Annotated in this window: 20 protein-coding genes; 6 read left to right on the top strand and 14 right to left on the bottom strand. The window is 67.9% G+C overall.

Going from position 1 to position 22,653, the window contains the following annotated elements:
* The first annotated feature begins 57 nt into the window (after window positions 1-57).
* Entirely contained in the window at window positions 58-1,503 is a 1,446-nt protein-coding gene (locus PEM_RS18700) for an FAD-dependent oxidoreductase (RefSeq protein ID WP_005421057.1), read from the top strand.
* Here PEM_RS18700 and PEM_RS18695 read toward each other — a convergent pair.
* Window positions 1,489-3,891: an ATP-binding protein gene (locus PEM_RS18695; RefSeq protein ID WP_111127256.1), complete on the bottom strand. Its 2,403-nt coding sequence runs from the start codon at window positions 3,889-3,891 to the stop codon at window positions 1,489-1,491. The genes PEM_RS18700 and PEM_RS18695 overlap by 15 nt on opposite strands.
* Window positions 3,892-4,058: 167 nt before the next feature.
* Here PEM_RS18695 and PEM_RS18690 point away from each other — a divergent pair, with 167 nt between their 5' ends.
* Window positions 4,059-4,925 (top strand): methylglyoxal synthase, encoded by an 867-nt coding sequence (locus PEM_RS18690; protein ID WP_111127228.1) that lies wholly within the window; start codon window positions 4,059-4,061, stop codon window positions 4,923-4,925.
* A gap of 325 nt (window positions 4,926-5,250) precedes the next feature.
* Here the strand turns inward: PEM_RS18690 and PEM_RS18685 are convergent, their stop codons facing one another.
* From PEM_RS18685 to ttcA, 3 genes are read right to left on the bottom strand one after another with little or no spacing between them, the layout of a single operon-like run.
* Window positions 5,251-6,030 carry a SprT family zinc-dependent metalloprotease gene (locus PEM_RS18685; protein WP_111127230.1) on the bottom strand — a complete coding sequence of 260 codons (780 nt, stop codon included), beginning with the start codon at window positions 6,028-6,030 and terminating at the stop codon, window positions 5,251-5,253.
* A 59-nt stretch (window positions 6,031-6,089) separates the two neighbouring features.
* Window positions 6,090-6,995, bottom strand: coding sequence for a recombination-associated protein RdgC (locus PEM_RS18680; protein ID WP_005421064.1), 906 nt, complete (start codon window positions 6,993-6,995; stop codon window positions 6,090-6,092).
* A 36-nt stretch (window positions 6,996-7,031) separates the two neighbouring features.
* Window positions 7,032-7,952, bottom strand: a complete 921-nt coding sequence (ttcA, locus tag PEM_RS18675) for a tRNA 2-thiocytidine(32) synthetase TtcA (RefSeq protein WP_170944947.1) — start codon at window positions 7,950-7,952, stop codon at window positions 7,032-7,034.
* Window positions 7,953-8,043: 91 nt separating this feature from the next.
* Between ttcA and PEM_RS18670 the strand changes: the two genes are divergently transcribed.
* Window positions 8,044-8,247 (top strand): YdcH family protein, encoded by a 204-nt coding sequence (locus PEM_RS18670; protein WP_005421068.1) that lies wholly within the window; start codon window positions 8,044-8,046, stop codon window positions 8,245-8,247.
* 122 nt (window positions 8,248-8,369) lie between these two features.
* Here PEM_RS18670 and plsB read toward each other — a convergent pair whose 3' ends face one another.
* The 5 genes from plsB to PEM_RS18645 form a co-directional block, all read right to left on the bottom strand.
* Window positions 8,370-11,006 (bottom strand): glycerol-3-phosphate 1-O-acyltransferase PlsB, encoded by a 2,637-nt coding sequence (gene plsB, locus PEM_RS18665; protein ID WP_111127232.1) that lies wholly within the window; start codon window positions 11,004-11,006, stop codon window positions 8,370-8,372.
* On the bottom strand, window positions 11,006-11,959 hold the full coding sequence (locus tag PEM_RS18660) for a hypothetical protein (protein ID WP_111127234.1): 954 nt from the start codon (window positions 11,957-11,959) through the stop codon (window positions 11,006-11,008). The genes plsB and PEM_RS18660 overlap by 1 nt, the downstream gene beginning before the upstream one ends.
* A gap of 317 nt (window positions 11,960-12,276) precedes the next feature.
* Window positions 12,277-13,098 (bottom strand): serine protease, encoded by an 822-nt coding sequence (locus PEM_RS18655; protein ID WP_111127236.1) that lies wholly within the window; start codon window positions 13,096-13,098, stop codon window positions 12,277-12,279.
* 218 nt (window positions 13,099-13,316) lie between these two features.
* Window positions 13,317-14,042 carry an orotidine-5'-phosphate decarboxylase gene (gene pyrF, locus PEM_RS18650; protein ID WP_005421084.1) on the bottom strand — a complete coding sequence of 242 codons (726 nt, stop codon included), beginning with the start codon at window positions 14,040-14,042 and terminating at the stop codon, window positions 13,317-13,319.
* The gene (locus tag PEM_RS18645) at window positions 14,039-14,962 is read right to left on the bottom strand and encodes a 5'-nucleotidase, lipoprotein e(P4) family (protein ID WP_111127238.1); all 924 of its coding nucleotides are present in this window, start codon (window positions 14,960-14,962) and stop codon (window positions 14,039-14,041) included. The genes pyrF and PEM_RS18645 overlap by 4 nt, the downstream gene beginning before the upstream one ends.
* A gap of 101 nt (window positions 14,963-15,063) precedes the next feature.
* On the opposite strand from PEM_RS18645, the gene PEM_RS18640 reads away from it, so the two are divergent.
* Window positions 15,064-15,717, top strand: coding sequence for a DUF480 domain-containing protein (locus PEM_RS18640; protein WP_111127240.1), 654 nt, complete (start codon window positions 15,064-15,066; stop codon window positions 15,715-15,717).
* 54 nt (window positions 15,718-15,771) lie between these two features.
* Here the strand turns inward: PEM_RS18640 and PEM_RS18635 are convergent, their stop codons facing one another.
* The 5 genes from PEM_RS18635 to PEM_RS18615 all read right to left on the bottom strand — a co-directional run bounded on the left by PEM_RS18635 (window position 15,772) and on the right by PEM_RS18615 (window position 20,784).
* The gene (locus PEM_RS18635) at window positions 15,772-16,779 is read right to left on the bottom strand and encodes a DUF4272 domain-containing protein (protein ID WP_111127242.1); all 1,008 of its coding nucleotides are present in this window, start codon (window positions 16,777-16,779) and stop codon (window positions 15,772-15,774) included.
* 46 nt (window positions 16,780-16,825) lie between these two features.
* Window positions 16,826-17,362, bottom strand: a complete 537-nt coding sequence (locus tag PEM_RS18630; RefSeq protein ID WP_005421092.1) for a GNAT family N-acetyltransferase — start codon at window positions 17,360-17,362, stop codon at window positions 16,826-16,828.
* Between the two features lie 91 nt (window positions 17,363-17,453).
* Window positions 17,454-17,939, bottom strand: a complete 486-nt coding sequence (locus tag PEM_RS18625) for a DUF3592 domain-containing protein (RefSeq protein WP_095378490.1) — start codon at window positions 17,937-17,939, stop codon at window positions 17,454-17,456.
* A 20-nt stretch (window positions 17,940-17,959) separates the two neighbouring features.
* On the bottom strand, window positions 17,960-18,700 hold the full coding sequence (locus PEM_RS18620) for a DUF3592 domain-containing protein (RefSeq protein WP_005421096.1): 741 nt from the start codon (window positions 18,698-18,700) through the stop codon (window positions 17,960-17,962).
* A 107-nt stretch (window positions 18,701-18,807) separates the two neighbouring features.
* Window positions 18,808-20,784 carry a UvrD-helicase domain-containing protein gene (locus PEM_RS18615; RefSeq protein ID WP_111127244.1) on the bottom strand — a complete coding sequence of 659 codons (1,977 nt, stop codon included), beginning with the start codon at window positions 20,782-20,784 and terminating at the stop codon, window positions 18,808-18,810.
* A gap of 99 nt (window positions 20,785-20,883) precedes the next feature.
* On the opposite strand from PEM_RS18615, the gene PEM_RS18610 reads away from it, so the two are divergent.
* Together PEM_RS18610 and PEM_RS18605 are read left to right on the top strand one after the other, a co-directional pair.
* On the top strand, window positions 20,884-21,555 hold the full coding sequence (locus PEM_RS18610; RefSeq protein WP_005421099.1) for an SEL1-like repeat protein: 672 nt from the start codon (window positions 20,884-20,886) through the stop codon (window positions 21,553-21,555).
* A gap of 124 nt (window positions 21,556-21,679) precedes the next feature.
* A complete protein-coding gene (locus tag PEM_RS18605; RefSeq protein WP_005421101.1) occupies window positions 21,680-22,300 on the top strand; it encodes a thymidine kinase in 621 nt (206 codons plus the stop codon).
* Window positions 22,301-22,653 lie beyond the last annotated feature (353 nt).

Genomic DNA, 22,653 nt, shown 5'->3' with positions numbered 1-22,653 from the left:
CAGGATCACGTAGTGCCGGCCGCTGGCCGGCATCCGTAAAACACCACAGAGTCCGCCATGAGCCGCAAGCACGCCTTCCAGTTCCTCGACCTGCCCCGCACCATGCCGCAGCGCATCCCGGTGGAACTGCGCACGTCCGGCGACTGGGGCGAGCTGTACGGCAAGTTCGGCAAGGAAGACGCCCAGTACCAGGCGGGCCGCTGCCTGGACTGCGGCAACCCGTACTGCAGCTGGAAGTGCCCGGTGCACAACGCCATTCCGCAGTGGCTGCAGCTGGTGCAGGAAAACCGCATCCACGAGGCCGCCACGCTGTGCCACAGCACCAACCCGCTGCCGGAAGTGTGCGGCCGGGTCTGCCCGCAGGATCGGCTGTGCGAAGGCAGCTGCACGCTGGAGGAATTCGGCGCGGTCACCATCGGCGCGGTGGAGAAGTACATCGTCGATACCGCACTGGCCAGTGGCTGGCGCCCGGACCTGGGCGCGGTGCAGCCGACCGGCCACAGTGTGGCGGTGATTGGTGCCGGCCCGGCCGGGCTGGCCTGTGCCGACCGCCTGGCACGCGCCGGCATTGCCGCCGTGGTCTACGACCGCTACGAGCAGATCGGTGGCCTGCTGCAGTTCGGCATTCCCAGCTTCAAACTGGACAAGGACGTGATCCATCGCCGTCGTGACGTACTGGAAGGCATGGGCGTGCAGTTCCGCCTCGGCGTGGAGATCGGCCGTGATGTCAGCGTGCAGCAGTTGCTGGACAGTCACGATGCGGTGTTCATCGGCACCGGCGCCTACCGCTATACCGATGGTGGCTTGGTCGGCCAGGACCTGAAGGGCGTGCTGCCGGCGCTGCCGTTCCTGGTGCAGAACAGCCGCATCGTCGGCGGCGATGATCCGAAGGGCCGGCCGATCGCCGGCTGGGAAGACACCATCGCCCTGCCCGACCTCAACGGCAAGCGCGTGGTGGTTCTGGGCGGTGGCGATACCGGCATGGACTGCGTGCGCAGTGCGGTGCGGCTGGGCGCGGCCAAGGTCACCTGCGCCTATCGCCGCGACGAAGCCAACATGCCCGGCAGCGCGCGCGAAGTCGCCAATGCACGCGAGGAAGGGGTGCGCTTCCTGTTCAACCGGCAGCCGCTGTCGATCGAAGCCGGCGCCGACGACGAGGTGATCGGCGTGACCGTGGTCGAGACCCGGCTGGGCGAGCCCGATGCCAATGGCCGCCAGAACGCGGTGCCTATCGAAGGCAGTGAGTCGCTGTTGGAGGCAGACGTGGTGATCATCGCCTTCGGCTTCTCGCCGAGCGTGCCGGCGTGGCTGGCGGAACTGGGGGTGGAAGCCCAGCCCAATGGCCGCATCCTCGCCGGTGGCAAGGACCGCCTGCCGTTCCAGACCGCGCATCCACGCCTGTTCGCCGGTGGCGACGCGGTGCGTGGTGCCGATCTCGTGGTAACCGCGGTGGCCGAAGGCCGCGACGCCGCTGCCAGCATCGTCCGCCTACTGGCGCACTGAGTCCGGCAACAGCAGCAGTTGCAGCAGCGCGCGCAGTTCGAGCGCCTCCAGCGGCTTGGCCAGGAAATGGTCGATGCCCGCCTCACGGCAGGCCTCGCGCGTGCGTTCCAGCACGCTGGCGGTCAACGCAATGATCGGCACCGGAGCATGGGCAGCGCGGGTATCGCTACGGATCGCCCGGGCCAGCGCGAAGCCATCCATGTGCGGCATATGGCAGTCGGTGATGACCAGGTCGAACGGTTGCACCTGCCAGGCCTCCCATGCCTGCAGGCCGTCGCTACAGGCGTGCACCTGCAGTCCCAGCTCGCACAGGCGTTGTGCCAGCAACTGCAGGTTGGTCGGATGATCCTCGGCCACCAGCACCCGCGCCGGCGGCAACGGCGCGGGCCGTGCCATCGCCGGTCCCGCAGCGGGGGCCGCACAGGCCGCCAGGTCCAGCTCCAGCCACACGGTGGTGCCCTTGCCGGGCACGCTGCGCAGGTGCAGACGCCCGCCCATCGACGTCGCCAGCTCGCGGCAGATCGACAGCCCCAGGCCACTGCCGCCGAAACGGCGCGTGGTCGACGCCTCGGCCTGCTCGTAGGCGGCAAACACCGCCTGTTGCCGCTCCACGCTGATGCCCACGCCCGTATCGATCACCTGCAGGCGCAGTCGCTGGCCGCCGTCGCGCTGCTGCAGCACGCGGACCTGCAACACCACGCTTCCCTGCAGGGTGAACTTGAGCGCATTGCCGGCCAGGTTGAACAGGACCTGCCGCAGGCGCAGCCCGTCAGCCAGCGACCAGGGCTGCAACGTCGGGTCGATCTCGCTGCACAGGTGCAGCCCGCGGCTGGCCGCGACGGGCATCAACAGCTGCTGCACCGCGCCCACCAGCGCCGCCAGATCGGTCGGACGCAGCTGCAGGGGCGCCGGTTGCAGGCGCTGGCTGTGCAGCACATCGTCGAGGATCTGCCGCAGCATCTGCGCAGCGTCACCGACGGTGGTCAGCACCTGCCGCTGGCCCGCATCCAGGTCCGTGCCAGCCAGCCGCTCCAGCATGCCCAGCAGGGTGCTCATCGGCGTGCGGATCTCGTGGCTCATGGTCGCCAGGAAATGGCCCTTGGCCAGTGCCGCCTGCTCGGCCGCGCGGCGCGCCTCGGCCAACGCCGTTGCACGCGCCTGGGCTTCGCTGACGTCCATCCAGTAGCCGCTCCACTCCACGCTGCTGTCATCGCACGGCAACGGTCGTCCCTGTGATCGGACCCAGCGCCAGCCCTGTGCCGACCGGGTGCGGAAGGTGACGTCGATCGGACCGCGCACGAGCGCGGCCGCTTCGATGCTCGCCATCACCCGGCTGCGGTCACCGGCATGCACGGCCGCCAGCAGCTGCAGATGGTCGATCCGCTCAGTCTCCACGGCTACGCCGAACAGCGCCTGCACGTCGCCGGCGATCTGCGCCAGGCTGTAGTGGCCGGTTGCCGAACGGCGCGCCTGGTAGACCACCGCCGGCAGGTTCGCGGTGACTTCATGCAAGCGCTGCTCCAGCACCCGGCGACGCACGCTCTCGCGATGCACGCGCCAGTAGCCGAAGGCATGCAGCAGTATGAGCGCGAGCAGGATCAGCGACACCGGCACCAGCCAGCGCAGTGCCGAACCGGCGGGACGCGCACGTGGCAGTTCCGGCAGCCAGGCACTGCGAACCGATGCCCGACGCGCATCGCCCTCCCGCTGCAGCTCCCGGTCGAAGGCAGCGACCACCGCGGCACAGGCCGGTACAGCGGCCAGCACCAGTGCATCGCCGAAGCCAGCGGGTGCTGCGATCACCAGAGGGTCACCCGGCACGGCGCGAAGCGCGGCTTCGACTTCGGCGAGATTGGCCACCACGGCATCGACCAGCCCGGCGCGCAGCAGTGACAGCGCGTGGTCCAGCGGCGCCGGTGCCAGCAGCTGCGCACCCGGGGCCTGTTCGGCCAGCAATGCGTCCAGCGGCAGCCGGTCCGGGCTGGCCACGCTGCGGCCACGCAGTCCCTCCAACCCCAGCACTGGCGCTGCACCCTCGCGCCGCACGATCACCTGTGGCACTTCCAGGTAGGGGCTGCTGGCCACCCAGCCGGTCGGCAGCTGTGCGCGCGGCCAGCCCAGCAGCACCTGGGTGCCAGCCGGCAGCGGGTCATCGGTGAGCACCGCTGCGGGCAACGGCCGCGCATGCTGCACCGCCTGCGGGCCCAGCAGCGGCAGGTAATCCGCAGCCAACCCCGCAAGGTCGCCCTGCGCGTTGTATGACAGCGGCGGCCGATCGGAACGCCATGCCACCTGCAGTGGACTCGCACAGCCGGACGCAGCAGCGATGCCGGGCAGCAACAGCGATGCCATGACAGCGGCGACGGCGCGGCGGCCGGCGACATTCACGGTAGACATCCTCATTTCGCGGGCAGGAACCACGGCCGCGCAGCGGTACCGCTGCCAGCCACGCTAGCGAGGCGCGCTTCCGCGACAATGAGAAAAATTCGAAAAACATCCCTATCGGCGAATGCCGACATACACTGCCGCTTCTACCCGTCCCTACGGAGCGCTCGATGCGTATCGGCCTGGCCGCCAACCGTCTCCATCACCACGATGCGCGCGCCGCGCTGTTCCGCTGGCTGCGTGCCAGCGAGGCCGGGCTGCGTGAACTGGGGGTATCGCTGCACGCGGTCGGGCGCACCCACGATGCGATCGAACGGCAGGGCTTCCTGGCCAGCTACGGCGGCCTGCACCGCTACCCCTACGGGCGCGAGGGCGGCCTGATGAAACTGGTGGCCGAAGTGGTTGGCATGGGGCCGGAGCGCACCCTGGACGGTGCGATCTACCTGATCGACCCGGTCGATCCTTCCTCGGTGTTTCCGGAGGCAACCGCGCTCAAGCGGCAGTGCGTGATCCACGGCAAGCCGTTCATTTCAACGGTGGCCACTGCGCGTGACTGGATCGAGGTGGAACGCATCCACGCCGGGCTGGCTGCCGATACCGGTGCCGACGATCTGCATGCCTTCCAGCACCAGACGCTGGCGCTGATCGCGCACGACGCGATGAAGCCGGCGATGCTGGCCTTCGCCGACGAGCACTTCGATGTGCTGGCACGGTTCGGCGAGCGCGTGGCGACCGGCACCACCGGCCAGCACTTGAACGAACTGGCCTGGAGCCGCGGCTGGCCCAGCGATACGCCGTGGGTGACGCGCTACCAGAGTGGCCCGATGGGCGGCGATGCGCAGATTGCTGACCGTGTGCTGGAGGGGCGCTGCCAGCGCGCGATCTTCTTCGAGGACCCGCATGTGGCACGCCAGCACGAGGCCGATATCCAGCTGCTGGAGCGCGCGGTGACGACGGTGACCGACCAGGCGGTGTGCATCACCGCGCCGCGGGTGGCGGCACGCTGGGCGGCCGCGGCGGCATTGCGGGCGGGGTGAGGGTTTCGGCCAACGGCTGCGCCCCTCGTGGTGGGTGGGGGCTGCACGATCATGAGGTTGGCCGGGATGGGTGGAATTGCGGGGGACGCCGTGAACCCGTCCCTGGGGGCTTGGCCGCGGCATCCATGCCGCGGACACCCCCGCAATCCCACCCATCCCGTCCTTCGACAGTTTCCGGTGTGCCCACCACGGAAGAAAGAAGGAAGGGCAGGAGCGGGTCGCGCGCTGCGCGCTCTCTTCTGTAGAGCCGAGCCATGCTCGGCTGCTCTTCAACGTGATGACTGGAACCCCGCGCTGCACGCGTCAGCCGAGCATCGGCTCGGCTCTACAACAGCTGGCGAAGCATCGCCTTCAGTCGTCGCCCTTCCAGCTGGAAGTAGTCGCGCTGTTCGCGCCAGGCAGGGAAACGTTGTTCGACTTCATGCCAGAACGCGGCCGAATGATTCGGTTGGATCAGGTGGCAGAGTTCGTGCACCAGCACGTACTCGAACGCTTCCGGACGACCCAGCACCAGGGCCAGGTCCAGGGCCATGCTGCCATCGGGGGCCAGCGAGCCCCACTGCGAGGACATCACCTTCAGGCGCAGGCGGCTGGGAGCGCGCGGCAGGGTGGGCAGGTACTTCGGCAGCCAGCGGCCGACGTCGGCGCGGGTCTGCGCTTCATAGAACTCGCGCAGCAGGCGGCGCAGGGTGGCGTCACCACCACGGGTCGGCCACTGCACGCAGGCACCGTGCGCGTCGATCTCCAGCCGCGCGTAGCGGCCTTCCTGCCAGCGCAGCGGCAACAGTTCACCGCGCAATGGCAGCACGCCGTCTTCGCCGGGCTGCAGCGGTGCCGGCAGGCCCTGCCCCTGGTACTGGCGCAGCTGCAGCGCCAGCCAGTCGCGGTGCTGTTCCAGGAAGCGCTCGCCCATTACCAGGCTTGCGCGCGGTGGCAACGTCAACCGCGCGCCACGCTCGTCCACGCTCAGCTTGATGCGGCGCGCGCGCGGATCGCGCACGCGCAGCACCTCGATCTCGGCATCCTCCAGGCGCAGGCGAACGGTGTCGCGCTGTACGGTGGCGGGCAGGGTCGGCGTGATCAGGCGGCGCAGCAGACGGCTCATGCGCCCAGCATAGCGCTGCTTCGGGCCGCCGGATGACCGGCGACCGTCGAGCTGCCTGTTCAGTCAGCCTTGCTGAGCTTGAACGCTTCTTCCAGCAACAGGAACAGGCGGCGGATCTCGGCGCTCTGCAGGGCGAAGCGGGCATCGAACTCGGCACGGCGGCCGTCTTCGTCGGCATGCTCCAGCTGGTCCAGGGCGCCGTCGAGGAACTTCAGCTTGCGCACGATCAGGTCGTCGCCGATCACGAAGGACAGGTTGTCCTCGAAGATCAGCGCCAGCTTGGTCACCTGCTTGCCGGCGTCCAGGTGCTTGTCGATCTCGTCGCAGCGCAGTTCCTGGTGCTGGCACTTGACCACCGCGCCGCCTTCGACCGGATCCTTCATCTCGCACTCTTCGCCCAGGCTCAGCCCGGTCGGCAGCGGCTCTCCGGCGATCCAGCCGGTCAGGATCGAGCGCGGCGCGACTTCGGCGTTCAGCGGCATCGCCGGGAAGCTGCCGAGCAACCCGCGGATGTCGGACATGAAGTATTCGCCGGTCTTGCGGCTGGAGGTATCCACCGCCACGTAGCCGTGCTGCAGGTCGATGAAGGCGTCGTTGCGCGAGGACTTCACGAAGGCGCGCGGCAGCAGTTCATGCAGCAGGTCGTCCTTCATGCGCTTGCGCTCGCGGCCACCCGGGCGCCGCCCTTCCTTCTCCTCGATCTCTTCCAGCTTGCGCTCGAGCAGGTCGTTGACCACCGCCGCCGGCAGGATCTTGTCCTCGCCGCCCACGGTCAGCCACAGGTGTTCGGCGATGCGGTGGGACAGCAGTTCCTTCTCCTCGCGGCCGAACGGCGAAATGAAGCCGCGCGAATTCATTTCCAGCGCGCCAACAGGCTTGAGCACGGCGTGCGGCAGCAGGGTATCGACTTCGGAAAAATCGGTGGTGGTCGGGAAACGGAAGAACGTCAGGTTGCGAAAGAACATGGAATTCCGGATGGCGAAGAGGAAGGGCGACCGACCTTAAACGGTGGGCGTCTCGGGATCTGCGTCGGCGTCGGCCGGGGAGCCGGCCAGCCAGGCATGGGCGTCGGGCAGCGGCGTGTCGTCGCGACGGCCCAGCGCCATGAAGTCGAACAGGGTGGTGTCGGCCAGCTGCGAGGGCCGGACTTCACCCATGGCGCGCGCGATCTGCTCGATGCGGCCCGGATGGTCCTTTTCCCACTGCTTGAGCATCAGGCCGACCTGGCGGCGCTGCAGGTTCTCCTGGCTGCCGCACAGGTTGCAGGGAATGATCGGGAACTGGCGTGCCTGCGCGTAGTCGACGATGTCGCTCTCGCGCACGTAGGCCAGCGGCCGGATCACCACGTGCCTGCCGTCGTCGCTGCGCAGCTTCGGCGGCATGCCCGCCAGCTTGGCGTGGTGGAACAGGTTCATGAAGAACGTGGCCACCATGTCGTCGCGGTGGTGGCCCAGCGCGATCTTGGTGAAACCGTGGGTCTCGGCGTAGTTGTACAGCGCGCCACGACGCAGGCGCGAGCAAAGCGAACACATCGTCTTGCCCTCCGGGATGACCCGGCTGACCACCGAATAGGTGTCCTGCTCGATGATGTGGTACGGCACGCCCAGCCCGGCCAGGTACTCCGGCAGGATGTGCTCGGGGAAGCCCGGCTGCTTCTGGTCCAGGTTCACCGCCACCAGCTCGAACGGCACCGGCGCCTTCTTCTGCAGCTGCAGCAGTACGTCCAGCAGGGTGTAGCTGTCCTTGCCGCCGGACAGGCAGACCATGACCTTGTCGCCGGCCTCGATCATGCCGAAGTCGGCAATCGCCTCGCCGACCTGGCGGCGCAGGCGCTTGGCCAGCTTGTGCTGCTCGCGCTCGGCCACGCGTGGATCGCGGGCGGCGCGCGGCTGGGGATCGGGAAGGGAAATCACGGCACTCATGGGTTCCATTCTAACGGCTCGGAGCCGCCCCGGCCGGGGGTCGGGTTTCCCCTCTCCCGGCAGTCATCAACGCTGTGTATGCTCGGAGGCTGTGGATACCTACAGCCCCGCCGAGATCGTCGAGCACCTCGCCGCCCTGCGCGCCGAGCACCGCCTGCTGGATGAACAGATCACCCGCATGGCGGCCAACGGCGAGGACGAACTGGAAGCCAAGCGCCTGAAGCGGCGCAAGCTGCAGCTGAAGGACTGCATCGCCAGGCTGGAAAGCCTGCAGATTCCCGACGAGCCGGCCTGAGCCGGGTCCGGGTAGGTGCCAACCTTGGTTGGCCTCCCTCTCCGGTAGGTGCCAACCTTGGTTGGCACGGGTGGAAGTGTGCGGACCAAGGTCCGCACCCACCGCCTTGTCCGGCGCGACCTTCAATCCTGCGGCGTAGGCTCGTCCGGGCGCGCTGCTTCCGGGCTGACCCGCTCGATGGTGTGGCGCAGCTCGCGCCCCAGGATGAACTTGGCGTCCTTGGCCCAGGCATCCAGGCGTTCATCGAACAGCAGCTTGCTGTTCTCGTCCGGCCACACCAGGCGCAGTTCGCGCAGCTTCTGGATGAAGCCGCGGAACAGGGCCTTGTCGAAGAACTCGGGAGCGGCCGGCGCATAGAGCAGGCTCAGGCGCTGCGCGGCCTGCTGGCACAGGCTTTCCAGCTCGGCCGCACCGAGCACGCCCGGGCCGTTCTTCACCAGCACCGAAATGGCGATGTAGTAGCGCTCGAACGCCTGCTGCAGCGAATGGCCGATCGCCCGCAGGCGGAACACCTCGTCGGTCTGCCCGGTGTTGCGTGCCAGGATGCCGCCGTCGTCATCGTTGACGTTCTGCAGCAGGCCTTCGCGCACGAACACGTCGATGGTGCGGTCAATACGCTGCGCGAACTCATCCTCGCTCCACGGCAGGAACAGCTCCGCCTGCAGGAACGGGTACACCGTGCGGCCCAGCTGGACCAGCCCGGTACGGCTCATGCGGCGGTTGTTCTGGAAGCAGCAGGCCACCCACGACGAGGCGGTGAACAGGTGCACCACGTTGTTGCGGAAGTAGCTGAGCAGCACCGCGGTGTCGCCGCTGACGCTGAGCACATCGCCGAGCGGGTGCTTGATGCGGGTGAGGACGTTGATCTCCTCGGCATGGGCGATGATCCGCTCCGGCGAGTGCGGGGTCACCGTCACCCGGTCCGAGTACGGCATCTCGACCAGCAGCGTCTTGCACAGCTCGATCTGCGCGATCAGGTCGGCCTCGCCCATCGCGTGCTTCGGCGTGGACAGCAGGGCCAGCGCCAGCAGGTTGATGGGGTTGACGTCGGCAGCGCCGTTGATGCGCACCTGGATGCGTTCGGCCAGCGTATCCACCGTGGTCGACAGCCAGGCCGGCTTCTCGTCCTCGGGCACCGCCTCGCCCTTCCACTCCGGGGCCTTCTCGGCCAGCACGTCGTTCAGCGCGATCGGCTCGCCGAAGTTCACCACCACCTGGCCGTAGTTCTGCTTGAGCACCTTGGGGATGCCCCACAGCAGCGACCAGATCGACTCCTTTTCCTTCGGCCGGCCGGACAGTTCGTCCAGGTAGCTGCCGCCCTCCATCAGCTTCTCGTAGCCGATGTAGATGGGCTGGAACAGGACCGGCTTGCGCGGCTGGCGCAGGAATGCACGCAGCGTCATCGAGATCATGCCGCCCTTGGGCTGCAGCAGGCGCCCGGTACGCGAGCGGCCGCCTTCGACGAAGTACTCCAGCGAATAGCCACCGGCCACCAGCTGCGCGACGTACTCACTGAGCACTGCAGAATACAGCGCATTGCCACGGATCGAACGGCGGATGAAGAACGCACCGCCCTTGCGCAGCAGGGTGCCGACCACCGGCAGGTTCAGGTTGATGCCGGCCACGATGTGCGGCGGCACGATGCCACGGTCGTACAGCAGGTAGGACAGCAGCAGGTAGTCCATGTGGCTGCGGTGGCTGGGCACGTAGACCACTTCGTGGCCCGGCGCGGCGGCCTTGAACTTGTCCAGGTGGTGCACCAGCACGCCCGCGTAGATGCGGTTCCACACGTGGCTGAGCATGAAGCTGGCCGAGCGCACCACCGGGCTGGAATAGTCCGCAGCGATTTCCCAGGCGTAGGCGTGTGCCTTCTTCCAGGCATCGGCCGGCTTCGAATTGTCGCGCTTTGCCTGTGCGGCGATCGCTTCGCGGACCGGCTCGGCGGCCAGCACCTGGTCCACCAGCAGGCGCCGGGTCGACAGGTCCGGGCCGATCACCGATTCACGGATGCGGCGGAAATGGGTGCGCAGCACGCGCTGCAGCTTGCGCACCGTGCGCTCCGGCTCCAGGCCTTCATCGACGGTGCTGCGCAGCGAGATCGGCGGGGCGAAGCGCACGATGGTATTGCGCCCGTTCAGCAGCAGCCCCAGCAGGCGGCGGAAGCGGCCCACCAGCGCCCAGTTTTCCGAGAACAGCACTGCGAACCAGCCGCTCTGCTTGTCCGGCGCGCGGCCGACGAAGATCGACACCGGCACCAGGTGCACATCCAGGTCATCGCGCACGCGGTGCGCCTGCAGGACCTTGGCCAGCGAATCGGAGTGGGTCTTGGCGCCGCGCTGCTCGGGAATCAGCGAGTTGCTGGAGCTGCGCCGCGACAGCGCCAGATAGGCGCGCTTGCGGCCGGTCGGATCACCGGCCAGCGGCACCAGCGGCGACGGCAGGCCGGCCTGGCGGCAGGCCTTGTCCAGGATCAGCGCGTTGGACAGGCCGTAGTCTTCCAGCACGTACATGACCGGGCGGCCATCGTTGTACTGGCCCGGGTCTTCCGGCTCGATCTTCAGCGACAGCCACGGCTCGATCAAGCGGCCCAGCAACCGCGCCCACAGCGGGCGGCGGCCAGCCGGACGCGCGTGCGCGGGCGGCGGTACCGGGTTCGGGCCGGTACCGGTCGAGGGGGACGCCGGCACCGTATCGGCGGGCGTCGACTGGGATTCTTCGCCGGGGAACGGCAGCGGGTTCTGTTTCGACATCGGCGCCATTATGGCTTAGCCGGCGGTGTTGCCGCTTCCCCACCCTCGGCGGGCGCTTCAGCCGGTGCTGGCGACGCAGCCGCGCGGGCCGCATCGGCCTTGCGCAGCAGCGCGTCGGTGTCGGCCAGGGTGCGGGTCAGGTACCAGTGGCCCTCGCGCCGGCTCAGTGGCAGCTGCAGGGTCATCTCGCGACCGGCCAGGTCGTAGTGCAGGCGCACCAGCGCATTGTCGCCCTCTACCGAGAGCAGCTCGCCGCGCACGCTGCGCAGCGCGTCGTCCACGCCCAGCCCGTAACTGCCGAGCACCGCCTTGAGGGTGTGGATGAACGGCGCCAGCTGCTGCAGGCTGCCTTCCATGCCGGCCGCCTGCAGGCCGGCTTCATCATCGAAGCCGACCTTGCTGGCGGCGCCGACCAGCGCGGCGATGGTACTGCGGGCACGTGCGCGGTCGCTGATCGGGGCAGCCTGCGCCCACCCCGCCAGGGTCTCGACCAGGGCGATGTAGTGGGCCTGCTGGCTGGGCGTGTAGCCCTTCTGGTGGCGCAGGTACTGCACGCCGAAGTTGCCCATCGACTGTGCGGCCTGGCGCACGGCGCCGGCCTGGCCAGCCAGCTGGCGATCGAAGCTGCGCTGCAGTTCGGCGCTGGCACCGGGCTTGCGCAGTGCGGCCAGCATCGGCAGCAGCTGGTCGCCCAGTGGCAGCTCGGTCAGCGGCCACTGGCTGTGGCCCTCCGCCCAGGCCTGCTGCAGGCGCTGGTACTGGCCCGGCGGCACCGACAGCTTTGCGTAGCCGACCAGATCATCCTCGGCCAGGCGCAACGCCATCGCCTGTACCGCAGCCACCGGCTCGGCCGCCGGCCTGGCCGGATCGTTGGCAGACTCGCGGCACGCCGCCACGGCCAGCAGCAGCACGGCCGCCAGCCCCCATCCACGCGCAGACTTTCCTCGCACCGCCACGCTCATGCACTCGGACTCCCCGGACCGGCCCGCATCTTGCGGCCTGCGACGTGACAGCGGCAAGCCGGGACGTCACGGTTTCCAGCCAAGGGGGTCAGATCCCTTCTGCCGGCAGGCAGAAGGGATCTGACCCCAGAACCACCAGCGGGATAAAAAAAGAGCCCGGATCACGGGGATCACAGGCTCTTCAAGCCGGCGCGGGGCCGGAGGACAGTGTTGTGGCACATGTCCGGCCCGAGGACCGGATGGCGGCGATCCTACGCTGCCGTTCAAGTTAAGGCAACACTTCACGTAATGCCATGTATGTATTTGATTTTATTGTGTCAATCGCGTTGCCAAACCGCTTCAATGAAATCTACGGCGTGTTTTTCGGCGATTCGGGCATAAATCCCCGGATAGCCGGCCAGCGCACAGCCCTCGCCCCAACTGACGACACCGAACTGGGTCCAGCCTTCACGCAGGCGCAGCAGCAGCGGACCTCCGGAATCCCCTTGGCAGCTGTCGATGCCCTCGCGGCCGGCGCAGATCACCTTGCCACGTGACAGTTCACCGCCGTACGCCTGCTGGCATTCATCGAATGACACGAACGGCACCTGTGCAGTCTGCAGCTGAGTCGGATAGACCCGGCCATCGCCGATGTCGGTGTCTCCCCAGCCGATCACCGTGAATTCACGGCCCGGCTTGAGATAGCTGGCGTCGGGCCGCAGCCGCAGTGCTACCGGCTGTGCGCCGACCAGCGGTGCGCTGAGCTGGATCAGGGCGACGTCGTGCTCCAGCGAATTGCCGCTGTTGAATGCCGGATGGACGTGGATCGCCTTGACGTTGGAGGGTCGTGGTCCGGCGTCAGTGGACAGGGCCGTGACCTTGCCGACAACGGCGATGCCACCAGGCGCTTCGCCCTGCATGCAGTGCGCGGCCGTCAGCACCCACGAGGGCGAGATGAGGGTGCCCCCGCAGAAGTGGCGGTCGTGGTCCGAATCGCCGTCGAAGATGCCCTGGATGCTGACCATGAACGGGTACTCGTCGGCCGGCGCCGCTTCGCCGCCGATGATGCGCGGCGCATCGCGCAGCTGCGGCGCAGCGATGGCGGGTATGGCAGACGCGGCCAACAGCAGGCCGATGAACAAAGAGGTGCTGCGATACATTTCCCTGTACTCCTCTGTCGATGGTTGGAACCGGCGCGGCCGCGGTCCGTACCGGTGCATCGATTGGGGAGCAGTGGAGAGGCCCACAGCGCGAACCTGCGCACAGTTCTCGTGGCTGGCGCCGCCTGCGACAACTGCAGACCCACAAATGCGAACGCCATCCCGCATGGATCGGGATGGCGTTCGTGGTGCCGGCGTGACCGGCGTCGGCTGTGGGCTCAGCGTGCAGCCAGAGCCGACGCGATTTCCTGCTGGATCGCCCGCGCTGCGGCCTGCGGATCGGCGGCCAGGCGGATCGGGCGACCGACCACGATGGCATCGGCGCCATCGGCAAAGGCCTGCGCTACGCCAACGGTACGCTTCTGGTCATCGCCGACCGGGCCACCGGGGCGGATGCCCGGGCAGACGATCGAGAATCCGCTGCCGGTGGCAGCGCGGATCGGGCCGGCCTCCTGGCCCGAAGCGATCACGCCATCGATGCCGGCGGCCTGGGCAGCCAGCGCGCGCTCGACCACCACGTCCACCGGTTCGCGGTCGATGCCCATCTGTGCGAGGTCGGGGCGCCCCATCGAGGTCAGCACGGTCACTGCCAGCAGGCGCATGTCGCCGCTGTTGGCGGCGGCGCACGCCTCCATCATGGCCGGGTGCCAGCCATGGATGGTGGCGTAGCTGACCGGCCACTGCGACAGGCGCTTGATCACCGCCGCAGCCGTGGCCGGGATGTCGAAGAACTTCAGGTCGACGAACACGCGCTTGTCGCGGCGGGCCAGCTCATCGAGCACCTGGAAGTACTCGCCGGAGGCGAGCAGTTCCATGCCGATCTTGTAGAACGCCACGCTGTCGCCCAGGCGGTCGACCCACGCCAGCGCCTGCGCGCGGTCAGGCACGTCCAGCGCGAAGATCAGGCGCTCGTCATCGCGCAGCGGCAGCGGTGCGCGGCTCATGGTGCGTAGTCCAGCGCGGCGCGCTTGGCGTCGTGGCGGGCCTGGCGCGACTGGCTGTAATCGTTGTTGAACTGCGCCGGCTCGAAGCCGCCGTAGGTCGGGTTCGGCAGCATCCACCAGCGCTCGCCGAACCAGTCGTGGTACTGCTGCAGCAGGGCGCCACGGCCTTCGTTGGTGTTGGCGGTCACTTCCACGAAGTCACCCAGCTGGTCGCCGAACTGCATCAGCACGCGGTACTTCTGCCCGGCCAGGCGGCGGCGGCAGTTCTTCTCGCTGCCAGCCTGCTCGCAGCCTTCGACCACGGTGCCCAGGCCCAGGAACACGCTGTCATCGGCCACCGGCAGGCCCTGCTCGCGCAGGTTGGCCAGGGTCGCGTCCTTCAGGTGCACGGCACGGTTGGAGATGTACAGCAGGGTCACGCCCTTGGCGTTGGCCGCCTTGGCGAAATCGACCACGCCCGGGATCGCCTTGGCCTTCTTTTCGGCCACCCACTGGTCCCAGCTCAGCTCGTCGTATTCCTTGCCGTCGCGCACCAGGCGCGCCTGGTAGGGCGAGTTGTCCAGCACGGTCTCGTCCACGTCCAGCACCACGGCCGGCTTCAGGCCCTTGGCCTCGTTGCCGCGTTCTTCCGGCACCAGAGCATCCCAATGGGCTTCCTTCAGCGCCACGTCCAGGTGGTCGGCGGCGGCGCGGTAGGTCTGCTCGGTGATCGCCCTGTACTCCTGCGCACGCTGCATCCACAGCACGGCGTTGAGGTTGTCGTTGGCGGTGGCATCACGCGCGCCATCGGCCTTGGCGGCGGACGCCGGGGCCTGCGGCGCCGCGGCTTCAGCGGCAGGCGCGTCCACGCGCTTGCAGGCAGACAGGCCCAGCGCCGCGGTGGCGAGCAGGGTCAGGGACAGGGAAACAGGACGACGCATGGATTCACCGGCAATCAGATATACCGGCGCATTTTACCGGCAAAGCCGACCCGGGGACGGCTATGCTTGGTGGTTGACCCGCTGCTCTTCCGGAGGCCGCCATGACCGATTCCACCCAGACCCCCGACGTTCCCCTGCTCGATGCGGTGCAGGCCCGCCTGCTGGGCTGTCTGGTGGAGAAGGAGGCGACCACCCCGGACACCTACCCGTTGACCGTCAATGCCGCCCAATCGGCGGCCAACCAGAAGACCGCCCGCGAGCCGGTGATGAACGTCGACGCCGGCAGCGTGCAGCACGCGCTGCGCCAGCTGGAAACACTGGGCCTGGCCCGCCAGCACTTCTCCTCGCGCGCCGACCGCTACGAGCACCGCCTGCAGGCCGCGCTGGACCTGACCCGGCAACAGACCGTGCTGCTGGCGCTGCTGCTGCTGCGCGGCCCACAGACCCTGGGCGAGCTGGTGTCGCGCAGCGAGCGTCTGTACCGGTTTGCGGATATCGACGAAGCCCGCCACGCCGTCGAGCGCCTGCAGCAGCGCGCGCTGCTGGTGGTGCTGCCGCGCGCCAGCGGCCAACGCGAAGACCGCTACATGCACCTGCTGTGCGGTGAAGTGGATGGCGCGGCGCTGGCGGCCAAGTACGCCAGCAGTGGCGGGGGCAGCAGCGATGCGGCCGATCCGGGCCTGGCCGAGCGCGTGGCCCAGCTGGAAGCGGCCGTGGCCGAGCTGCAGGCGCAGCTGGCAGAACTGCGCAGCTGAGAGGGTGGGTGCCCATGCCAGCGAGGGCGGCCTGACCGCCCTCGCCCTGCAGACTCAGGTCGGCGTATCGACGTCGTCCCAGTCGGCCTGTTCAAAGCAGAACAACCAGTTCAGCGCGTAGTGGCGCTCGTAGATCACGCCGCCCTCCAGCGCACCGGGCATCGGTGCACCTTGGCGCTGGGCCTCACGCGCAACCCAGTGCAGGCGGTAGTGCAGATCCAGCGCATCCAGCAGCTCGGCGGTATCGCGCAGGGTCGCAGGCTCGCTGCCACTGTCAGCCTTCTGCAACAAGGCACCCACCACATCCGGCACGGCACAGGTCGCCTGCGGCCACGGCAGCGCCTCGGACAGGCCCAGCGCCCACAGCAGCACGGCCAGGCTCTCGTAGCGCCAGCCGAACGGCAGAGCCGCCTCGGCGTCCCCGTGCGCGATGAAAGCGGCCTCGGCCGGGCTCAAGGCCTCGGGCAGCGCCGGCAGGCGCTCGGCCAACTCGGCCAGGCTCAACGGTGGGTCACCGGCCTGCAGCGCCTCGGCGCGCAGCGCACACGCCAGCAGCGCCTGCGCTCTGGCCCAGACCTGGGCAGGCGCGCGCAGCTGTGCCTCGGCCGCACCCAGCACAGGTGGCAATGACGGCGGGACACGCAGCTCGTGGGCCTGCAGCTGCTGTTGGCTGCGCGCACGGCGCTGCCCGGCATCGGCGGGGTAGGGCACCTGTGCCTGCGGATCGAGCGCGTCACCCAACAGCACCTTGCCGGCCGGATCGCGGACGCTGCCATCTTCCAGGAAGCACACCGCGTTGGCCTGGAGCAGCCAAGGCTGCAGCGCCTCCAGATCAGCCTCGGCCAGCTCGAACAGATAGTGCTGGCGCACGCGCTGGACGTGCCGCATCAGGTGATAGCGCGCGGCGGTCATCTGCCCGTCGCCATGACCCAGCACGTAGTTGACGAAGCCGCCGAGGTGCGGGGCCAGTGCGGGGTCATCAAGACCACGGACGGAGGCACTCCCGGCCTGTGGTGGCGGTGCCAGCACCGGGCCGAGGGTGGAATACGCGTTGATCAGCATCGAAGCATCCGTGCAGGAAAACAGACCTGCACCATACCCCACCGGCTCATGCTGGCTGTTGAACCACCGCCGCCCCCGGCGTGGCGTACAACCGGCTCGCGCTGTCCACGCCCGGCAGCTGGATCACGCCGCGTTCGTGCATGCCCAGCCCCAGCAGGATGCGTCCGGAAGCCACATTGTCCAGGTCGGTAATGCCGTACAGATCCTCGATGCCCAGCTCCGCACGGGCATGCGCGAAGACCGCCTGCGCCGCCTCGCCGGCATAGCCCTGCCCCGTGAACTCCGACAGCACCGCATAGCCGATATCCGGCCCCGGCAGGCCATCACGCCGCACCAGGCCGGCGTTACCCAGCCACGCGCCATCGGCCAGGCGCTCGATCGCATACATGCCGAAGCCGTTCAAGGCATAGCTGCGCAGCACGCGCAGCGCGATGTACTCCCGCGCCTGCTCCTCGCTGCGCACGTTGCGATCACCGATGAAACGCAGGAAGCCTGGATCGTTGAGCAGTGCCAGCATCGGCGCAGCATCCCGGTCTGGTTCCAGGCGGCGCAGCCGCAGGCGTTCGCTTTCGATGGGATGCATGGGTGGGCTCCGGAAGGAATACCTCGATTTTGCAACGCCAGCGCCCGCCGTGCAGCACGCTCAGGCCAAGTGGGCCACTACGATGCCCAGCCTAGCCACATGCCCCGTCACGCGGGCCGAACAGGATCGGCCAGTAGCGCACGCACAGGCGATGGACGCATGCGGCGATCAGGCAGAACCCCATGCCCATCAGCGCCAACAGCAGCGGTGCGCCCCAGCGCAATCCCGGGTGCTGGATACGAGCCTTGGAAGGCATGCCGCCGGGATACAGCACCTGTACCTGTTCGCCGACCACGTACAGTGGTGCCCCGGTAGCAAAGGACGCGGTGAACTGAATCATCTGCCCCTGTGCGGTCTGGAACCTCACCACCGGGCGATGCAGGGTGATGTCACGTGCGGGCATCCCCTCCATTTCCGACCGGGCATCCTCTGCCTGGACGGCCACCACCGTTCCGGTTACGGAAACGGCCTTGCGCGCGAAACGCTGGACGTCCACGAACAGCCAGGCGGCGGCCAGAAGGGTCAGCAGGCCCACGGCAAAGAAAAACAGCAAAAAACATCTGAGGAGGGTGGGCATGGTGCTGCCGGGTTGATCGATCAGCGTGCAGGTGCCGGCGCTGATCGAATGAAGGAGGTATCGACATGGTAGTAGCGCGGATTGCCCGGCATGACATGGACATCCAGTTCACGCCCACTCACCTGTGCACGGGGATCGGCCCATAGATACGCACTGTGGAAGACATGCCATCGAGTGGTTTCAGGATCGCGCCAGGCGCAGACGATGACGAACGGATGCCTTCCCCCCGAAAATACTCCGAGATCGCGCTTGATCGCCCGGACCTTGGCTTGCACCCGTGTCCCGTGGCGAAGGAGCTGCCTGCGCCGCCATGCCCTCGCCGCCTGCGGCAGGTGCATAAATCCCACCGCCAGCAGGAATGGGCCGCCGCCCAATCCCAGTATGACGCTCAGGCCCCAGGGTGATGAGAGCGAACGCACCAGAGCCTTGTCCGGGCGGTCCGGCAGGTACAGCACATCTACATGATCGCCCGTCATGTAGGCACGACGGCTGGTACGACCTGCGAAGAACCGCATCACTTGCCCGCTGCTGGTAGTGAATTCCACCCAGTACAGGAACTTCACCCCTGAAGTGCGCGAACCACCGCGATCAACGGTGATGGCACCCACATGGGTGATCCTGCCATCGGCAATGACCGCCGCATCGAGGAAGCGCCTGGCACCAACGTAGGCCAGAAGTGCTGAAACAAGCAGGACCACGCCCAGCCCGAGGAAGGTACGGGTGAGAACAGGAGGGATGTCGTTGGACACGATGAAGGACACGGCGCGCACTTCGGGTGCGCTCACACTAGGCCTTAACCCGATGCAGGCTCAAGGCCAGAAGCGTCAATCGGACGGATTGGAATACCACTTTAGTGGCTTTTCGATCCTCAATCGAACAGCGCCTCGATCGCGGCCAACCCCGCCGTCGCGCGCTCCTTCTTCCGCGCTGCATCGGCCACCGGATCGGCACCATCGCGCTGGATCTCCTCGGCCGGAATCTCCTCGAAGAACCGGCTCGGCTTCAGCCGCACATGCTCGCCAAACTTGCGCGTCAGCTTGCTGTAGCTCATCCACAGCTGGATCTTGGCGCGGGTGATGCCCACGTACAGCAGGCGACGTTCTTCCTGCAGGTTGCCCTCGTCCAGGCTGACCTGGTGCGGCAGCACGCCGTCCTCGCAGCCAACGATGAACACGTACGGGAATTCCAGGCCCTTGGAGGCGTGCATGGTCATCATGCGCACCTGGTTGCCGCCCTCGTCCTTGTCGCTGCGCGACAGCAGCGCCAGCTGGCCGGCCAGGTCGGCCGCGGTGGCGCCGCGCGGGCCGCCCTCGAACCACTGCGCCAGTTCCTCGATGTTGTTGGCGCGGCGCTGGTAACTGGCCTCTTCCTTGGCCTGCTGGCGCAGTTCGCTGAGCAGGCCCGATTCCTTGGCCACCTTGCGGATCATGTCGCCGGAGCTGACCTGGCGCATCTGCGCGCGCAGGTCGCGCAGGATGTCGGTGAACCGCGCCAGGCTGTTGGCCGCGCGCGGTGGCAGCTGCTGCAGCGCACCGATCGACTCGGCGGCATGCGCCATCGGGATGTCCTTTTCCTGCGCCAGCTCGGCCAGCCTGGCCAGCGTACCGGCACCCACGTCGCGCTTGGGCGACTGCACCGCGCGCATGAACGCGGTGTCATCGTCCGGGTTCACCAGCAGCCGCAGCCAGGCCAGCGTGTCCTTCACTTCCTGGCGTTCCAGGAACATCGTGCCGCCGGTCAGGTGGTAGGGGATGCGCAGCAGCTGCATCGCCTTTTCCAGCGGCCGCGACTGGAAGTTGCCACGGAACAGGATGCAGAAGTCACTCCACGGCACGTTGCGCGACTGCGCCACGAAGGCGATCTCGGCGGCCACCTTTTCCGCTTCATGCTCGCTGTTGCGGCATTCCCACACCCGGATGCGCTCGCCGTCGGCCTGGTCGCTCCACAGCTTCTTCAGGTGCTCGTGCGGGTTGTTGGCGATCAGCGCGTTGGCTGCGCGCAGCACGCGGTTGGAACAGCGGTAGTTCTGCTCCAGCTTGATGATTTCCAGCGTGGGGTAGTCACGCCCCATCTGCTGCAGGTTTTCCGGGTTGGCGCCACGCCAGGCGTAGATCGATTGGTCATCGTCACCCACGCAGGTGAAATTGCCCTTCTCACCAGCCAGCTGCTTGAGCAGGCGGTATTGCGCGTCGTTGGTGTCCTGGCATTCGTCCACCAGCAGGTAGCCGATGCGCTCGCGCCAGGCCAGGGCGATCTCGGGGTTCTCTTCCAGGATCTGCACCGGCAGGCGGATCAGGTCGTCGAAATCAACCGCATTGAACGCGGTCAGCCGCAGCTGGTAGCGCTCGTAGACGCTGGCCGCTTCCTTCTCGCGGTTGCTGCGTGCGGCGGCCATCGCCTGCTCGGGCGACAGCCCTGCGTTCTTCGCGCGCGACACCAGGTTCTTCATGTCCTCGATGTCATCGGGCTTGGCGCCGTGCATCAGGTCCTTGATCTGCGCGGCGGCATCATCGGCATCGAAGATGGAGAAGCCGCGCTTCAGGCCCACGGCGGCATGTTCGATCTGCAGGAACTTCAGGCCCAGCGCATGGAAGGTGCAGATGGTCACCTCGTCGGCGTCCTGCTCGCGCAGGCGCTTGGCCACGCGCTCGCGCATTTCCTTGGCCGATTTGTTGGTGAAGGTGATCGCCGCGATGCGGCGCGCCGGATAGCGGCCACTGCCGATCAGGTGAGCGATCTTCTCCACGATCACCCGCGTCTTGCCGCTGCCGGCGCCGGCGAGCACCAGCAAGGGGCCTTCGATGTGCAGGACGGCGGCGGCTTGGGGGGGATTGAGACCGTGCATGGGGACAGGATTGTAGCGGGGTGCCGGCGGGCCGACCTGACTTGCATGACGCCTGGCCCTAAGGTATTGAGTCGACTCCGGAACACAGGAGCGTGGTCCATGTCGTTGAACATCATCGCCCGCCCGCTGGTGGCTACCCTGCTGGGCCTGCTGGCCGTGCCTGCGGCCGGGTCCAGCCCGGCACCGCCTGCCGACGCCTATGAAACCATCGTGCTGCAGTCGCACGAGTTCCTCGTCTACCATCCGGACCTGCGCTTCCGTGGGCTCGGCATGCAGGCCCGCGAGCGGGGCCGCCACGAAGAGGCCCGCAACGACTTCCGCAATGCCGCGCGCTACGGCGACAAGCTCTCACAGGCAGCGCTGGCCGACATGCTCTGGAACGGGCAGGGCGGTCCGGTCGACCGCGCCCTGGGCTATGCATGGATGGACCTGGCGGCCGAGCGCGGCACCGAGTGGCTGGTGGTACAGCGCGAACGCTTCTGGGAGGCGCTGTCCGCCGACGAGCGCGAGCGCGCGGTACGCGAGGGCCGCGCGCTGTATGCCGAGTTCGGCGACCCGGCCGCGACGCCGCGGCTGGAACGTGAACTGCGGGCCGGCAGCATGCGGCAGACCGGCAGCCGCGCCGGCTGGAACGGCGCCATGCGCAGCCAGGGCCGTGGCGATGCGGGGGCCCGTGTGCTGCAACCGGAAAAGCACCAGTTGGCGCGCTACTGGGACCCGGTGGCCTACCGGCAATGGCAGGACGAGGAGCTGGCCAGATCGGGGCGATGAGCCACGCCTGCCAGGCCATCGTTGCCTCGGCGCTGCTGGCACCGGGGTACGCGACAGCCGGCACGTGATCGCCCGGCCACGGCCGATCCGCGACGGCGGGCCGGGTGGCGACTAGAATTGGCCGATGGCCAAGCTCTACTTCTACTACTCGGCGATGAACGCCGGCAAGACCACCACCCTGCTGCAGAGCGCGCACAACTACCGCGAGCGCGGCATGCGGGTGGCGATCCTGACCCCACGCCTGGACGATCGTGCCGGCGCCGGCGTGGTTGCCTCGCGGATCGGCCTGCGCGCTGACGGCATGGCCTTCGACCGCGATACCGACCTGCAGCGCTGGGTGGAGCAGGATCTGGCAGCCAACGGCCCGATGGGCTGCGTGCTGGTGGACGAGGCGCAGTTCCTGACCCGCGCCCAGGTCTGGCAGCTCAGTGAGGTGGTCGACCAGCTGCGCATTCCGGTGCTGTGCTACGGCCTGCGTACCGACTTCCGCGGCGAGCTGTTCGAAGGCAGCCAGTACCTGCTGGCCTGGGCCGACGAGATGCAGGAGATCAAGACCATCTGCCACAGCGGCAAGAAGGCGACGATGACCGTGCGCGTGGACGAGCATGGCCACGCCGTGCAGGACGGCCCGCAGGTGGAGATCGGTGGCAACGAGCGCTACGTGTCGGTCAGCCGCGCGGAGTTCAAGAAGATCACCCGCGGCGAAGGCCGGATCGATCCGGCGCAGGCGCCGCTGCCGCTGTAAGGGGTGTTCGGCAGGGCTGCGCCCTGCACCTGCAGAGGCAACAGCAACGTCAACAGCGAAAGCTGGCATTCCGTGGGATGGCGGGGCACTGTGGGTGTGCGGGGACGGCGCAAGTACGTCCATGTAGCCTTGGTCGCCGCATCCATGCGGCTCACACCCCGCAAACCCACAGTGCCCCGCCTTCGACAATTGGCCGGCGGCCAGTAGATCCACGCCATGAGTGGATGAAATCTGTCAGATATCCGAATGAAATTCCGGGGTCAGATCCGTTTTCCTTCGGAAAACGGATCTGACCCCATGAGCTGTTCCGACAGATCGCGGAGATCTGTCGAAGGCGGGGTGGGTCCGGTTGA

Origin of the sequence: Stenotrophomonas sp. Pemsol (assembly GCF_003586545.1) — a bacterium.
In the GTDB taxonomy this organism is placed as follows: Bacteria; Pseudomonadota; Gammaproteobacteria; order Xanthomonadales; family Xanthomonadaceae; genus Stenotrophomonas; species Stenotrophomonas sepilia.
The sequence above is the reverse complement of the archived record's forward strand: the minus strand, read 5'-3'. Positions and strand labels throughout refer to the sequence as shown.

Coding starts and splice junctions, on each gene's coding strand:
- PEM_RS18700 (WP_005421057.1), top strand. CDS start 58: ATGAGCCGCAAGCACGCCTTCCAGTTCCTCGACCTGCCCCGCACCATG.
- PEM_RS18690 (WP_111127228.1), top strand. CDS start 4,059: ATGCGTATCGGCCTGGCCGCCAACCGTCTCCATCACCACGATGCGCGC.
- PEM_RS18685 (WP_111127230.1), bottom strand. CDS start 6,030: ATGAGCCGTCTGCTGCGCCGCCTGATCACGCCGACCCTGCCCGCCACC.
- PEM_RS18680 (WP_005421064.1), bottom strand. CDS start 6,995: ATGTTCTTTCGCAACCTGACGTTCTTCCGTTTCCCGACCACCACCGAT.
- ttcA (WP_170944947.1), bottom strand. CDS start 7,952: ATGAGTGCCGTGATTTCCCTTCCCGATCCCCAGCCGCGCGCCGCCCGC.
- plsB (WP_111127232.1), bottom strand. CDS start 11,006: ATGGCGCCGATGTCGAAACAGAACCCGCTGCCGTTCCCCGGCGAAGAA.
- PEM_RS18660 (WP_111127234.1), bottom strand. CDS start 11,959: ATGAGCGTGGCGGTGCGAGGAAAGTCTGCGCGTGGATGGGGGCTGGCG.
- PEM_RS18655 (WP_111127236.1), bottom strand. CDS start 13,098: ATGTATCGCAGCACCTCTTTGTTCATCGGCCTGCTGTTGGCCGCGTCT.
- pyrF (WP_005421084.1), bottom strand. CDS start 14,042: ATGAGCCGCGCACCGCTGCCGCTGCGCGATGACGAGCGCCTGATCTTC.
- PEM_RS18645 (WP_111127238.1), bottom strand. CDS start 14,962: ATGCGTCGTCCTGTTTCCCTGTCCCTGACCCTGCTCGCCACCGCGGCG.
- PEM_RS18640 (WP_111127240.1), top strand. CDS start 15,064: ATGACCGATTCCACCCAGACCCCCGACGTTCCCCTGCTCGATGCGGTG.
- PEM_RS18635 (WP_111127242.1), bottom strand. CDS start 16,779: ATGCTGATCAACGCGTATTCCACCCTCGGCCCGGTGCTGGCACCGCCA.
- PEM_RS18630 (WP_005421092.1), bottom strand. CDS start 17,362: ATGCATCCCATCGAAAGCGAACGCCTGCGGCTGCGCCGCCTGGAACCA.
- PEM_RS18625 (WP_095378490.1), bottom strand. CDS start 17,939: ATGCCCACCCTCCTCAGATGTTTTTTGCTGTTTTTCTTTGCCGTGGGC.
- PEM_RS18615 (WP_111127244.1), bottom strand. CDS start 20,784: ATGCACGGTCTCAATCCCCCCCAAGCCGCCGCCGTCCTGCACATCGAA.
- PEM_RS18610 (WP_005421099.1), top strand. CDS start 20,884: ATGTCGTTGAACATCATCGCCCGCCCGCTGGTGGCTACCCTGCTGGGC.
- PEM_RS18605 (WP_005421101.1), top strand. CDS start 21,680: ATGGCCAAGCTCTACTTCTACTACTCGGCGATGAACGCCGGCAAGACC.